A 13,208-nucleotide genomic window follows, 5' to 3' on the forward strand; every position below is an offset into this window, starting at 1 on the left:
CCGAAAGATCGCCCGTGCGCCGGTCGGGGCGCTAGCGTTGCTCCATCCGAATGAATGGAGGGACGAGGTCCGTGGCACAGCACGAGGTCACACGTAAACGGGAGGTCTGGTCGGGCCGGTCGGTGTTCATCATGGCCGCAATCGGTTCGGCGGTCGGACTCGGCAACATCTGGCGCTTCCCGTACATCGCATACGAGAACGGGGGTGGCGCGTTCCTGATCCCGTATCTGGTCGCGCTGCTGACTGCGGGCATCCCCCTCCTCCTGGTCGACTACGCGATCGGGCACAAGTTCCGCGGGTCGCCGCCGCTGGCCTTCCGCCGGTTGCGCCGCGGAGCCGAGTTCATCGGCTGGTGGCAGGTGCTGGTGTGCTTCGTCATCGGCGTGTACTACGCGGTGATCGTGGCGTGGGCCGCGCGGTACACCTTCTTCTCGATCACCGAGGCGTGGGGTGACGACCCCGAGGGCTTCTTCATGAGTTCGTTCCTGAACCAGGACACCGACGCGACCTTCGGCCTGAACTTCGTGCCGGGTGTCGCGTGGACGCTGCTGCTGGTCTGGATCGCGACGCTCGCGGTGCTCGCCCTCGGCGTCCAGCGCGGTATCGGCAACGCCAACCGGTTCTTCGTACCGTTGCTGGTTCTGCTGTTCGGCGCGCTCGTCGTCCGGTCGCTGACCCTCGACGGTGCGACGACCGGTCTGGATGCGTTCTTCAGCCCGAACTGGTCGGCGCTGACCGACACCAGTGTGTGGATCGCGGCGTACGCGCAGATCTTCTTCTCGCTGTCCGTAGCCTTCGGCATCATGGTGACCTACGCGTCGTACCTGAAGCGCAGGACGAACCTCACCGGTTCGGGTCTGGTCGTCGGTTTCTCGAACTCGAGCTTCGAGGTGCTCGCCGGCATCGGTGTGTTCTCGGCCCTGGGCTTCATGGCCCAGGCCCAGGGTGTCGAGGTCGGTGAGGTGGTCGCGGGCGGTATCGGTCTCGCGTTCATCGCCTTCCCGACGATCGTCTCGGAGATGCCGGGTGGCCCGATCTTCGGCGTGCTGTTCTTCGGCTCGCTGGTCTTCGCCGGGTTCACGTCGATGATCAGCATCATCCAGGTGACCGTCTCGGCCTTCCAGGACAAGACCGGTCTCGGCCGGGTACCGGCCGTCCTGGCCATCGGTGGTGTGTCGGCGATCGTGTCGCTGCTGCTCTTCCCCACCACGACCGGCTTGAACACTCTCGACGTGGTGGACCGCTTCGCGAACCAGTTCGGCATCGTCGGTGTCGCCTTCGTGGCGCTCGTGGTGGTCGCCTGGATCTACCGGCGCCTGCCCGAACTCCGCGACCACCTCAACTCGGTGTCGTCCTTCCGGGTGGGAACGGGATGGATGGTGTTCACGGGCATCGTCACCCCACTGGTTCTCGGCTACATGCTCTTCAGCGAGGTCCGCGACCGTATCCGCGAGGGTTACGGTGGCCTTCCCGACAGCCTGGTCACCGCCTTCGGGTGGGGCGTGCAGGCCGGCGTGATCGTCCTTGCCGTGCTCCTGACGTTCGTCCCGTGGCGCAAGGGGATCGACGAGGAATACGAGCTAGACGAGAATCGTCCGCTCGCATCCGCCCAGGTCTCCGTTCCGTCCGGTGACTCCGTCCCCGGACCCGACTCGTCCACCGGAGGTACCCAGTGAGTACGGCAGCCATGGGCATGATGATCCTCGCTCTGATCACCCTGTGGGGTGGTCTCGTGATGAGCATCCTCCACCTGCGCAAGCATCCGGACGATCCGGACTGATCCGCACGCGCGACCCCGACGGGGTCGATTGCCGACGCTGCCGCCCGAGGGTGTCGGTTCGGTAACGCCACGGGGCGGCGCTCCGGCCGGAGCGCCGCCTTTGTGGTCTCCTGGAACTGTCGTAACCTAAACCTCTACTTTAGAGTTAGGTACAGCCCGTCCGGGTGTCACGACCCCCAGGAGGAGAACCCCACATGAGCCGCAGACACCGTCACCGGATGCGCCGCTTCTCGGCCGCCGCAGCCCTCACCGTCGCCGCAGGCCTGACGCTTCCCGCCGTCGCCGTGGCCGAGCCCGCCCCTGCAGAGCCGGCAGCACCGGCGCAGGCGCCCGTCGAGAGCCCGCTCGTGGCCGCCCTCGAAGCGCTCCGCGCACTGCCCGGCGTCGATCCCACCGCTCTGGCCGCGGCCGAAGCCATTGCGAACGCACGAGGAAGTGCGGTCGACGCCGCGGAATCGACCCCGCTCGGCGCCTACGAGGACGGTATGGAATTCCTTCGCCGCCTCGGCGTCGAACCGTTCCTCTACCCCACCGGCGCACCGTTCTGCACGGCCGACGGCGACCTGCCGTTGGGCATCGTGCCGGCCGTCGCGGGCGCACTCCCCGGCCCATGGCCCGACTCCGACATCCCCTTCGCGTCGGAGAACCTGAACGTCGTCGCCCCCGCCGAGACGCTGTTCGCGTTCGTTCCCGTCGGCCTCGGGGACGACGCCGACGCCTCGGGCATCCAGCTCGCGTGGTTCAACGTCAACACCTTCCAGGGCGGTTTCGTGCCGATGGGCACACCGGAGGAGGCTGCGGCGGGAGCGGTTCCGGCCGGCATCGGCGAACCGGCACGCAGCATCATCGAGAGGGCCGTCACGAGTTTCATCGCCGACACACTGCCCATGGGCGGGGTGCGGGTCGCGCCGGTCGAGACAGGTTCGGGGACCGTGCTCTCCGCCATCTTCGGCACCGTGCAGAACGGCGAGACCTCGTGCTTCTTCCTGCCCACGATCGGCATCGTGGACGTGCCGGCACCCTGACCGGCATCGGAATTCTGCGGCGGGCGGGCCTCAGTCCGCCCGCTGCAGCCGATCGAGCCGGTCGAACACGAGCGTGACGGCGGTGTCCATGTGCGCGAGCACGTCGTCGACCGATTGCCGTCCGGCAACCCAGGCGACCAGCGCCGACATCCACACGTCGGCGATGATCCGCACGGCGTTGAGCACCTCTTCCGTGACGATGTCGATGCCGGACGCCTTCGCGAAAAGAAGGGTGAGCACCTCACCGAGACGATCGAGTTCGGGCGCCGAGGACGCGTCGGCGAACATCGCCGCCCGGATGAGGGCGTCGTAGCGCAACGGATTCTCCGAGACGCGGGGCATCACCCACCGCAGCACCCCCATGAGGCGCTCACCGGCACTGTCGCCGGGAATCTCCGCGGTGGCCACAGCTTCTGCGGCGGTTTCGAATTCGATCACGAGCGCGACGACGAGCAAGTGATTCTTCGACGGGAAATAGCGGTAGACCGTGCCGAGAGCGACGCCGGAGCGATCGGCGACCGCTCGCATCTGCACGGCGTCGTAGCCGCCTTCCGAGGCGAGTCCCTCGGCGGAGGCGATGATCCGCATGTACCGTGCCCGCTGGGCCGGGCGCAGGCCCGCTCCGGGTGACCGGGCGGACCCGAGGGCAGGCCGCGACGTCTGCGCCGGCGCCGACCCCTCGCCCGCGGTCACCGTCGTCGACTGCTCCGTCATCTCGTCACCTTCCGTCATACCCGTACCGAGGATAGTTCAGGGGGTGCCCCGCCTCTTCGTACCGCTATCGGTCCCGACGGGACAGGCGGGAGGATGTCCCTTCCCTCCGAATGTAGAACGCGTTACATTTTCTCCGTCACCGTCAGGAGAGGGGCAGCTGTGCGTCACGGAATCACCCTGTTCACGAGCGACCGGGGAATCCGGCCCGATGTCGCCGCCTCCACCGCCGAGAGCTGCGGTTTCGACAGTTTCTCCGTCCCGGAGCACACCCACATCCCCGTCCGCCGCGAATCCGTGCATCCCGGCACCGGCGACGAGACCCTGCCCGACGACCGCTACATGCGCACCCTCGATCCGTGGGTGGCGCTCGGTCTCGCGGCAGCGGTGACGTCGACGATCACGTTGGGCACCTCCGTCGCGCTGCCCCTCGAGCACGATCCGATCACGCTCGCCAAGACCATTGCGAGTCTCGATCATCTCTCCGGTGGCCGCGTGCACTTCGGTGTCGGATTCGGCTGGAACGCCGAGGAACTCGCCGACCACGGTGTACCACCGAAGAAGAAGCGCACCGCTCTGCGCGAATATCTCGAAGCGATGCAGGCGCTGTGGACCGAGGAGCAGGCCTCCTACGAGGGCGACTTCGTCGCGTTCGGGCCGAGCTGGGCGTGGCCGAAACCCGTACAGCAGCCACGTCCCCCGATCTTCCTCGGCGCCGGTTCCACCGACCGCAACTTCGACTGGATCGTCCGCCACGCCGACGGGTGGATCACCACCCCCAGGGAGGACAACGTCGTCGACAACGTCGCGCGCCTCCACAAACTCTGGGCCGACGCCGGCCGCGCAGGGGTTCCCGAGATCCTCGCTCTGGCAGGTCGTCACGATACCGAGCAGCTGAAGCTCTGGGAGGACACCGGAGTGACCGAAGTGATCTTCGGCCTGCCCGACCGTTCCCAGGACGACGTCGTCGCCTACATCGACCGCCTCGCCTCGAAACTCGACCACTGATCACCGACCGGAACGGATCCCCATGAGCACCGACCTCCACCCCCTCTCCGCCGATAACGTCACCACCTGGGACCACGAAGCCGACGTCGTCGTCGCCGGTTACGGCATCGCCGGTGTCTCGGCATCCATCGAGGCCGCCCGCGCGGGCGCCGACGTGCTCGTGCTCGAGCGGACCGGCGGGTGGGGCGGGGCGGCCTCGTTGTCCGGCGGCATCGTCTACCTCGGCGGTGGCACCCCACTGCAGAAGGCACTCGGATTCGAGGACACGCCCGAGAACATGAAGGCATTCATGCTCGCCGCGCTCGGGCCGGGAGCCGACGAAGCAAAGATCACCGAGTACTGCAAGGGCAGCGTCGAACACTACGAGTGGCTCGTCGACAACGGCGTGGTGTTCAAGGAGAGCTTCTGGGGCGAACCGGGCTGGGAGATCCCCGGTGACGACGGGCTGATGTACTCCGGCGGCGAGAACTCCGCGCCCTTCAACGAGATCGCGACGCCCGCCCCGCGCGGCCACGTCCCGCAGATGGCCGACAAGCGGACCGGCGAGAAGGGCGGTGGGTACATGCTCATGCGGCCGCTCTCGCAGGCCGCCGAAAGCCTCGGTGTACGAGCCGAATACGACATGCGGGTGCAGCGGTTGATCGTCGACGTCGACGGACGCGTCGTGGGCCTGGCGGCCAAGCAGTACGGCGAGGACGTCCACATCCGCGCCCGCCGCGGAGTCGTCCTCGCGACCGGCAGTTTCGCCTACAACAAGGAGATGGTCGCCTCCTACGCACCGCAGCTGACGGGACGGCCGGGTGCGGCGATCGAGGAGCACGACGGCCGCGCGATCCGCATGGCGCAGGCACTCGGCGCCGACCTCGCGCACATGGACGCCACCGAGGTCGCGTTCTTCGGCGACCCGCAGTTGATGGCCCGGGGCATCCTCGTCGACGGCCGGGGTCAACGATACGTTCCCGAGGACACCTATCCGGGCCGTATCGGTCAGCTCACGTTGCTGAAGAACGACAACCGGGCGTACCTGATCATCGACGAGAAGTCTTACGAAGAGGGTTGTGCAGCAACGAGTTCGACGCCATTCTTCCGTTTCCGGCCGAAGTGGGTCGCGGAGACGGTCGCAGAACTCGAATCCGACATGGAGCTGCCGGCCGGAACGCTGCAGGCCACCGTCGAGGTCTACAACCGGCACGCCGAGAACGGCAACGATCCGGTGCTGGGCAAGAAGAGCGAATGGACCAAACCGATCGGCAGCCCGATCGCGGCGCTCGATCTCCGTAACTGCACCGCCGGCTTCACACTCGGCGGCCTGCGCACCTCGGTGGACTCGGAGGTACTGCACGTGTCCGGCGATCCGATCCCCGGTCTGTTCGCCGCCGGCCGCTGCACATCGGGCGTGTGCGCGTGGGGATACGCGAGCGGCACGTCGCTGGGCGACGGAAGCTTCTTCGGGCGGCGCGCCGGTCTGTCCGCGGCGAAGGGCTCCTGATCGACGGAAGACCGGCGCCCGGCAGCGGAGGCACCTTCGCCGGCACCGACCGGTCGCGCGACCACGGTTTCCGGGCCCGTCGCCTCCGGTCGTTGCGCGACGCGCTGCGCGAGCACGTCGAGGAACTGCGGGAGATCACCATCGCCGAGGTCGGCGCTTCCCGATTCCGGTCCCACCGTCGCGGCCGAGAGCATCGGACGACGCGGCCGATGGGTAGGGTGATCCGGGATACACCGCACCACGCGAGAAGAACGGAGACCCATCCGATGTCCCGCACCACCCTGCCCCGCGAGGCGATCGAACTCGCCGAGGCGACACCGGGTTTCATGCCTCAGGACGAGGGAACCGCGTTGCACGAGGCTGCGGTGCAGTATCTCGGTGACGGCGTCGGTGTCGAGATCGGCACGTACTGCGGTCGCTCGACCGTGTATCTCGGAGCCGCGGCGAAGGCGACCGGTGGCACCATCGTCACCGTCGATCACCACCACGGTTCGGAGGAGCACCAGCCGGGCTGGGAGTACCACGACCCGTCGCTGGTCGATCCGCACACCGGCCTGCTCGATACGGTCGGTGCCCTCCGGCACACCCTTGCCGACGGCGACCTCGAATCGCACGTCGTCGCAGTGGTCGGAAATTCTCCTGTGGTGGCGTCGTTCTGGCGCACTCCGGCGTCGTTCGTGTTCATCGACGGCGGTCACAGCAGCGAAGCCGCCCGTGCGGACTACGACGGGTGGGCGAAATGGGTGCGTATCGGCGGCGCACTGATCATCCACGATGTCTTCCCCGACCCGAAGGACGGTGGCCGGCCTCCGTACGAGATCTACTGCCTCGCGCTGGAGAGCGGCGAATTCGTCGAGAAGTCCGTGACGTCCTCCCTGCGAATCCTCGAACGCACCGGCGGAACGGTCGGCTCCCTGCCCGGCAGCTGAGTTACGGGACGAGCACCGGACAGCGTTCGGTGCAGCGGTCGGCTCCCACCTGATGGGCGGGCGCAGCGGCATCCCGGAAGACGGCGTTTCCTCCCGTCGTGCGCGAGAGCGCATCGGCGGCGAGGATCACCGCCGCACTGGTCCACGAACTGACCTCCACCGGCCATCTCTTGCCGTCGGCGTAGACGAGACCGGTCCAGTACGAACCGTCCGGATCGCGCAGATGCTGCATGGCAGCGAACAATTCGCGCGCACGACCGGAGTGACCGAGAGCATCGAGCGCCAGGACCAGTTCGCAGGTCTCGGCCCCGGTGACCCACGGCCGGTGGTCCACGCAGCGGATCCCGAGCCCGTCGACGACGAAATCCGACCAGCGCTCGGCGATCCGTTCGTGCGCCTCGGTGCCGCGCACCGCTCCGCCGAGGATCGGGTAGTACCAGTCCATCGAGTACTCGGGCTTCGGGGTGAACGCCTCGGGGTGCCGGCGCAGCGCGTGACCGAGACGGATCAGCGCGACCTCCCATTCGGGTTGGGCCTCACCGACCTGCTCGGCGATCCGCAGCCCGCACCACAGACTCTGGTGGATGCTCGAACAGCTCGTGAGCAGGGCCTCGTCGAACATGCCGCCCGCGCCTCGTGCCCACGAGATCTGGCCCCCCGGCAATTGCATGTCGACCACCAGATCGAGTGCGGCGCGCACCGTCGGCCACATGTGCTCGACGAACCTGCGATCGCCCGTCACGAGATGGTGGTGCCACACGCCCACGGCGATGTAGGCCGTGAAATTACTGTCGGTGTCGTGGTTCTCGACGATGTCGCCACGGAACTGGATGGGCCACGAGCCGTCGCCTCGCTGCGTCCGCCGCGACCACTCGAAGGCAGCATCCGCTTCCTCGCGCAAACCGGTGGCGGTCAACGCCATCGCGGATTCGATGTGATCCCACGGATCGGTGTGTCCACCGGGGAACCACGGGACGGCTCCGGACGGCTCCTGCATCCGCGCGATGGCGCGACCGGTGGCCAGGCACTGCTCGGGCGACAGCACTCCCGGCACCGAGGGCACCGTCACGCGCGCGGAGTCACCGCGCCGCACCGGCTGTTCCCGGCTTCTCGAGGTAGAACACGACACTCTTCCCGATGACGGGGTCGAGGACCTTCTCGGCCGTCCGGGTGATCCACGGCGCCTTCATGAGATCCCAGACCAGCAACCGGTGATACGCCTTCGCCAGCGGATTGTCGTCGTTGTCGACTCCGACGGCGCACTTGAGCCACCAGTACGGCGCGTGCAGCGCGTGGGCGTGATCGGTTCCCGAGACCAGGAGGCCGGCGGCGGCGAGTTTCGCGGCGAGTTCGTCGGCCTTGTAGATGCGGACGTGTCCGCCCTCCACCTCGTGGTATGCGTCCGACAGTGCCCAGCAGATCTTCTCGGGCAGCCAACGCGGGACGGTCACGGCCGCCACACCTCCGGGCTTGAGGACCCGGACGAGTTCGGCGATGGCCCGTTCGTCCTCCGGGACGTGCTCGAGTACCTCGGAGATCAGCACGAGATCGAAGGTCGCGTCGTCGTAGGGCAATGCGAGTGCGTCGCCGACCTCCGCCCGGGCCAGCGCGCCTTCGGGGACCTCACCTTCGAGCTCCATCGCGACGAACATGTCGGCGACGGCCTTCATGTCGTCGGCGTTCTGATCGAAGGCGACGACATCCGCACCGCGTCGATACAGTTCGAACGAGTGACGCCCTGCACCTGCGCCGATATCGAGGGCCCGTATCCCCGGTACGACGCCCAGGCGGTCGAAGTCGACGGTCAGCATCCGTTCTTCCCCTCTCGGTGCGCGGCAATCGCTCTTTCGTAGACTGCGGCGGTCTTCGCCGCCACGGCCGCCCAGCTGTAGCGTTCGAGCACGCGGTCGCGGCCCTTCGCGCCGAGACGCCGGCGTTCGGCCGGGTCGTCGAACAGGGCCGCGAGCCCTGCTGCAAGCTGCTCGGAGTCGCCCGGGGGCACAAGAAGACCGGCATCCCCGACGACCTCGGGGATGGCGCCGGCCCGACTCGCGACGAGCGGCGTTCCGCACGACATCGCTTCCACGGCCGGCAGCGAGAATCCCTCGTACAGCGACGGCACCGCCGCGATCTCGGCGGAGGCGAGCAGGTCGGCGAGCTCGGTGTCGTCGATCCCCGAGACGGTGCGCACGACATCGCCGATCGCGAGTTCGTCGATGAGTTTCTCGGTCGCACCACCCGGTGCGAGCTTCGAGACGAGGACCAGTTCGATCTCGCGTTCGGTGCGCAACTTCGCGACCGCTTCGAGCAGCGTCGGAACCCCCTTGAGCGGGGCATCGGCGCTCGCGACGCAGACGATCCGGCCGGCGACGCGCTCGGCCTGCCTCGGAGCGAACATCTCCGTGTTCACGCCGAGCGGGATCGTATGGATACGTTCGGATTCGATCCCGAAGGCCGTCCGGATGTCGTCGGCCGAATTCTCCGAGACCGTGAGCAGGGTGGGGAGACGACGCGCCACCTTCTCCTGCATGCGGAGGAATCCGTACCACCGCCGGAGCGTGAACCTGCGGCGGAAGGTGGTGGCGGAGGCCAGATCGAGTTCGCGGTCGCGGGTGATCGGATGGTGGATCGTCGCGACGAGCGGAAGATCCTCGGCGATGCGCAGCAGACCGGAGGCGAGCGACTGGTTGTCGTGCACGACGTCGAAATCACCGAGACGCCCACGCAGCAGGCGCGCGGCGCGCAGACCGAAGGTACGCGGTTCGGGGAAGCCGGCGGTCCACATGGTGGCAACCTCGAGGACGTCGATCAGGTCGCGGTACTCACCCGGCTTCGGGGTGCGGAACGGGTCGTCGTCGCGGTAGAGGTCGAGACTGGGCACCTTCGTGAGCGTCACGCCGGGATCGAGTTCGGGGTACGGCTGGCCGGAGAACACCTCGACGGTGTGTCCCTGGGCGACGAGTTCGCGAGCGAGATGGCGAACGTAGACCCCCTGACCCCCACAATGCGGCTTGCTCCGGTACGACAACAGAGCTACGCGCACATTCCACCTCGGGTTCCGCTCGGAGGGCCAGGTCTCGGACAGATGTCCACTAGTTGTGTAGGGCACACACTAGAACATGTTTTGTGCCCTCACGATAGCGAGCCGGGGATGGTGCCGTGAGGATCGGCGACACGAGTGGGAGCACCGACCTACCGGACGGGCAGCCGTGACGAACCGACAATACGACGAAACCCCGGTATCGACGTGATACCGGGGTTTCGCCTGGAGCGACCCTGACGGGACTCGAACCCGCGACCTCCGCCGTGACAGGGCGGCGCGCTAACCAACTGCGCCACAGGGCCATGAGGAACCTTCGGTTCCCATAGCATGACCCACCGTATCCGGTGGGTCGGGTCTTGTGAAATTGATAGTTGTTTGCCGGACAACCGTGGTGGCCAGGGCCGGGATCGAACCGGCGACCTTCCGCTTTTCAGGCGGACGCTCGTACCAACTGAGCTACCTGGCCGGATGGCACCCGAACCGAATGCCGATCGTATATCTAGGAGCGACCCTGACGGGACTCGAACCCGCGACCTCCGCCGTGACAGGGCGGCGCGCTAACCAACTGCGCCACAGGGCCATACATATTCACTTCTCACACCAAGATACTGCACACTTCGACGAGGTCGAAGCGTACCCCCTACGGGATTCGAACCCGCGCTACCGCCTTGAAAGGGCGGCGTCCTAGGCCGCTAGACGAAGGGGGCCCGATCGGATTTCTCCGAACCGCACCCTCAACGGGTTTGGCGTTCCGTTGGGAGCTTGGACAGCTTATGCCACGGCATTCCTGATTCACAAATCAGCAGGTCAACCGGCCTATTCGTCGTTGCCGGACCTACTCGGCCACCCCTTCTCCCGCCAGCGCTCGAGCCACTCCTCCGAGGCCATCGCCTCGAGCGGCACCTCCACACAGGACTCGAAGCGCGCACGGACGTCGGTGTCCGGTGCCGTGAGGTCGGCGAGATAGCGCTGACCGGCGAGCGACGACGCGATCGCCGCGACGAAACGACGAAGATCGACATCGGGCCGGAACAAGCCTTTCTCCTGCGCCTCGCGTGCCAGTTCGTAGCCGGCCCGTCCCCACACGACACTGCCCCGCAACCTGACCTCTTCCGCGAACTCGGGTTCGGTGACGAGACGGAACTCCGCGGCGATGACCACATCGTCGTGCAGGGCCGCACCGAGATCGCCGACGAGTCCGTGCAGTCGTTCGAACGGATCGAGACCGGGTACGTCCATCCACTCGGCGACGATCGCGCGGTAGCGCTCGAGTCCCTCGTCGAGGACGGCCCTGGCCAGATCCTCCTTGGAGGCGAAGTGGAAGTACATCGCACCCTTGGTCGCGTTCGACTGCTCGAGGATTGCGTTGATCGATGCTGCAGCGAAGCCTCGCCGCGCAAATTCGGTGGCTGCCGATCGGACGATCGCAGCTCGCGTACGACGAGCACGCTCCTGTTGACGGGGCATGGGGAAATTCAGCCTTCCACGTTCCTCTGTTCCCCCACGAGACAACTCTAGTCTGCCCCCGCGATCCCGCCCACGGGTCGTGTTCGACCGAGTGAAACGAGGAACTTCACACCGGCGAGATCGGGGTTTTCAGAGAACACACCGGGTGGTACGCTTTGTCCGGCTCGGGTGCGGAGCAGGGGGTGAGCACCCGAGCCGTTGTCGTTCCTTCACAGGCGGCACCCACACCACGCGATGTCCGATATCATCGACCGCGCAGTGAGGATGCAGTGTGGTTCCCGAGCGGTACGGGGACGAGCAATGTGGTTACACTGTGCGCCCATGCCCCTATAGCTCAGTTGGTAGAGCTACGGACTTTTAATCCGCAGGTCGTAGGTTCGAGCCCTACTGGGGGCACCGGCAACGCCGGCGTCGTACGCGACGCCGGCGTTCGTCGTTCCGAGGGATGGTTCCCCGTTACACGCGGTGCGATCCGGGCGGGACGTCGTCGGCGCTCCGTCCGAGTTCCTTCCCCGCATCGCGGCGCGCTTCGAGTCGCTCCTGTTCGATCCGGCGCTGTTCGAGATCCGTGCGGGCCTGCTTCAGGTCGCGTCCGCGCTTGCGGTAGCGGGTGAGCGCGACGACGAACACCATCGCGGCCAGCGCTCCGAGGATCGCCCCGATCAGCGTGGCGCCGCGGAAACCCGGAGCGTCCACGTCGAGGATCCGCTCCCCGGCGTGCGCGCCGTTGCCGGTGCCCAGCACGACCGCCAAGGTCATGAGGTTCGGCAGAGCGACCACCAGCGCGAGCACGCCGAGAGTGATCTGCAGTCCGCGGTGGTATCTCCAGTTACGGACCTGCCAGATCCACGCGAGCAACGAGATCGGGATCGCCGTGCAGAGGATGCCGAAGAGCAGACCCCACAGCACTCCCCGTGTGAATCCGCCGTCCGCGAGCCCGGCGATCCGCTGCGCCCACCAGCGTGGAACGAACGCCGCCGACGCGTAATAAGCGATCACGAGCACGATCGCTGCCACGACCACCGTGATGACCTTCCTGGCCCACGGCGGCAACCCCTTCCGCGAAACGGTCTCGACATCGCTGTTCGTCATCCGGAACCTTCCTCGCCGATCGGTACGTGCGTACCTGCCGTACGCATGTCAGCCTACGGACCACCGCTTTCACCGCAGGTCCCTTCGCACTGCGAATTTCACCCGGTACGGTTGCCCGACTTTGTATACGGTGAGCCGCAGGGGTAATCGAACGTTCGCCGTCCGGGGAGGGACATGCGCAGTTTCGTGGATCTGGGCCTGTTCCTGGCCGCTGTCGCTCTGGGAATCGGATCGGTGTTACCCGTGGTCGGCGGAATACGTCCCACCGAGATTCCCCTGGTGGCGTTGCGCGACGGCTTCCCCGCCGGCGACCTCGCGAGTGTCGCGGTCCCGGGTCTGCCGTTGTACGAGTCCCTCGCGGTCCCACTCGTGGTGGCCGCAGCGCTCCTGCTCGCGGCCGCGCTGTTCGACTCGGTGGCGGTCGGGTGGGCCGGGACGCTGATCGGCGTCGCCACGGCGGTGGTGTTCTGGACTCGTCTGTTCCAGACCCACGGTGAGTACGTCGAACTCAACCGCAGCACGACGCTGACCAATCAGAACGGGACCGTCCTCCTGTTCAGCGGCACGCTCGTCGCGCTCCTGTGCTGCCTCGTCGCACTGCGTCGCTCCTCGACGAGTCGCGCCTCCCTGGATTGAGCTTCCCCGGACCGAGCCTCCCCCTGCG

The 13,208-nt window shown here is 67.1% G+C and carries 13 protein-coding genes and 5 tRNA genes; 8 read left to right on the plus strand and 10 right to left on the minus strand.

Translation table 11 applies throughout. The annotated features are described in order from the left end of the window. Nucleotides 1–71 precede the first annotated feature (71 nt). The 3 genes from PV766_RS00935 to PV766_RS00945 all read left to right on the plus strand — a co-directional run bounded on the left by PV766_RS00935 (nt 72) and on the right by PV766_RS00945 (nt 2,805). Complete coding sequence (locus tag PV766_RS00935) at nt 72–1,676, plus strand: sodium-dependent transporter (protein ID WP_016934356.1); 1,605 nt, start codon at nt 72–74, stop codon at nt 1,674–1,676. Further along, nucleotides 1,673–1,780, plus strand: coding sequence for a methionine/alanine import family NSS transporter small subunit (locus tag PV766_RS00940; protein WP_081494105.1), 108 nt, complete (start codon nt 1,673–1,675; stop codon nt 1,778–1,780). Before PV766_RS00935 ends, PV766_RS00940 begins: the two co-directional genes overlap by 4 nt. Before the next feature lie 194 nt (nt 1,781–1,974). Next, nucleotides 1,975–2,805, plus strand: coding sequence for a hypothetical protein (locus PV766_RS00945; RefSeq protein WP_421096246.1), 831 nt, complete (start codon nt 1,975–1,977; stop codon nt 2,803–2,805). A 30-nt stretch (nt 2,806–2,835) separates the two neighbouring features. Here PV766_RS00945 and PV766_RS00950 read toward each other — a convergent pair whose 3' ends face one another. Beyond that, nucleotides 2,836–3,519, minus strand: coding sequence for a TetR family transcriptional regulator (locus PV766_RS00950; RefSeq protein ID WP_421096247.1), 684 nt, complete (start codon nt 3,517–3,519; stop codon nt 2,836–2,838). A 159-nt stretch (nt 3,520–3,678) separates the two neighbouring features. On the opposite strand from PV766_RS00950, the gene PV766_RS00955 reads away from it, so the two are divergent. The 3 genes from PV766_RS00955 (at nt 3,679) to PV766_RS00965 (ending at nt 6,942) form a co-directional block, all read left to right on the plus strand. Then, nucleotides 3,679–4,524, plus strand: coding sequence for an LLM class F420-dependent oxidoreductase (locus PV766_RS00955; RefSeq protein ID WP_421096248.1), 846 nt, complete (start codon nt 3,679–3,681; stop codon nt 4,522–4,524). Nucleotides 4,525–4,546: 22 nt separating this feature from the next. Further along, entirely contained in the window at nt 4,547–6,013 is a 1,467-nt protein-coding gene (locus tag PV766_RS00960; RefSeq protein WP_421096249.1) for an FAD-dependent oxidoreductase, read from the plus strand. A 266-nt stretch (nt 6,014–6,279) separates the two neighbouring features. Then, complete coding sequence (locus PV766_RS00965; protein WP_129977166.1) at nt 6,280–6,942, plus strand: class I SAM-dependent methyltransferase; 663 nt, start codon at nt 6,280–6,282, stop codon at nt 6,940–6,942. A 1-nt stretch (nt 6,943) separates the two neighbouring features. Here PV766_RS00965 and PV766_RS00970 read toward each other — a convergent pair whose 3' ends face one another. The 8 genes from PV766_RS00970 to PV766_RS01005 form a co-directional block, all read right to left on the minus strand. Further along, nucleotides 6,944–8,035, minus strand: coding sequence for a prenyltransferase (locus tag PV766_RS00970; RefSeq protein WP_129977167.1), 1,092 nt, complete (start codon nt 8,033–8,035; stop codon nt 6,944–6,946). Beyond that, complete coding sequence (locus PV766_RS00975; protein WP_064064001.1) at nt 8,022–8,753, minus strand: class I SAM-dependent methyltransferase; 732 nt, start codon at nt 8,751–8,753, stop codon at nt 8,022–8,024. The genes PV766_RS00970 and PV766_RS00975 overlap by 14 nt, the downstream gene beginning before the upstream one ends. Then, nucleotides 8,747–9,985, minus strand: a complete 1,239-nt coding sequence (locus tag PV766_RS00980) for a glycosyltransferase family 4 protein (protein WP_064064002.1) — start codon at nt 9,983–9,985, stop codon at nt 8,747–8,749. The genes PV766_RS00975 and PV766_RS00980 overlap by 7 nt, the downstream gene beginning before the upstream one ends. A gap of 228 nt (nt 9,986–10,213) precedes the next feature. Next, a tRNA-Asp gene (locus tag PV766_RS00985) sits at nt 10,214–10,287 on the minus strand. Between the two features lie 87 nt (nt 10,288–10,374). Beyond that, nucleotides 10,375–10,451 (minus strand) — tRNA-Phe (locus PV766_RS00990). Between the two features lie 40 nt (nt 10,452–10,491). Next, a tRNA-Asp gene (locus tag PV766_RS00995) sits at nt 10,492–10,565 on the minus strand. A 54-nt stretch (nt 10,566–10,619) separates the two neighbouring features. Beyond that, nucleotides 10,620–10,692, minus strand: a tRNA-Glu gene (locus tag PV766_RS01000). Between the two features lie 109 nt (nt 10,693–10,801). Next, nucleotides 10,802–11,452: a TetR/AcrR family transcriptional regulator gene (locus PV766_RS01005; RefSeq protein WP_016932276.1), complete on the minus strand. Its 651-nt coding sequence runs from the start codon at nt 11,450–11,452 to the stop codon at nt 10,802–10,804. Nucleotides 11,453–11,775: 323 nt separating this feature from the next. Between PV766_RS01005 and PV766_RS01010 the strand changes: the two genes are divergently transcribed. Further along, nucleotides 11,776–11,848, plus strand: a tRNA-Lys gene (locus PV766_RS01010). A gap of 60 nt (nt 11,849–11,908) precedes the next feature. Here the strand turns inward: PV766_RS01010 and PV766_RS01015 are convergent. Next, nucleotides 11,909–12,544: a hypothetical protein gene (locus PV766_RS01015; protein WP_064064003.1), complete on the minus strand. Its 636-nt coding sequence runs from the start codon at nt 12,542–12,544 to the stop codon at nt 11,909–11,911. Between the two features lie 174 nt (nt 12,545–12,718). Here PV766_RS01015 and PV766_RS01020 point away from each other — a divergent pair, with 174 nt between their 5' ends. Further along, entirely contained in the window at nt 12,719–13,180 is a 462-nt protein-coding gene (locus PV766_RS01020; RefSeq protein ID WP_064064004.1) for a hypothetical protein, read from the plus strand. Nucleotides 13,181–13,208 lie beyond the last annotated feature (28 nt).

Source organism: Rhodococcus sp. As11, assembly GCF_048957735.1.
Lineage (GTDB): Bacteria > Actinomycetota > Actinomycetes > Mycobacteriales > Mycobacteriaceae > Rhodococcus > Rhodococcus gordoniae.

Excerpts from the sequence above, each read along its gene's own strand:
- PV766_RS00975 (WP_064064001.1), bottom strand. The coding sequence starts at position 8,753 with ATGCTGACCGTCGACTTCGACCGCCTGGGCGTCGTACCGGGGATACGG.
- PV766_RS00965 (WP_129977166.1), top strand. The coding sequence starts at position 6,280 with ATGTCCCGCACCACCCTGCCCCGCGAGGCGATCGAACTCGCCGAGGCG.
- PV766_RS01005 (WP_016932276.1), bottom strand. The coding sequence starts at position 11,452 with ATGCCCCGTCAACAGGAGCGTGCTCGTCGTACGCGAGCTGCGATCGTC.
- PV766_RS00950 (WP_421096247.1), bottom strand. The coding sequence starts at position 3,519 with ATGACGGAGCAGTCGACGACGGTGACCGCGGGCGAGGGGTCGGCGCCG.
- PV766_RS00945 (WP_421096246.1), top strand. The coding sequence starts at position 1,975 with ATGAGCCGCAGACACCGTCACCGGATGCGCCGCTTCTCGGCCGCCGCA.
- PV766_RS01015 (WP_064064003.1), bottom strand. The coding sequence starts at position 12,544 with ATGACGAACAGCGATGTCGAGACCGTTTCGCGGAAGGGGTTGCCGCCG.
- PV766_RS00960 (WP_421096249.1), top strand. The coding sequence starts at position 4,547 with ATGAGCACCGACCTCCACCCCCTCTCCGCCGATAACGTCACCACCTGG.
- PV766_RS01020 (WP_064064004.1), top strand. The coding sequence starts at position 12,719 with ATGCGCAGTTTCGTGGATCTGGGCCTGTTCCTGGCCGCTGTCGCTCTG.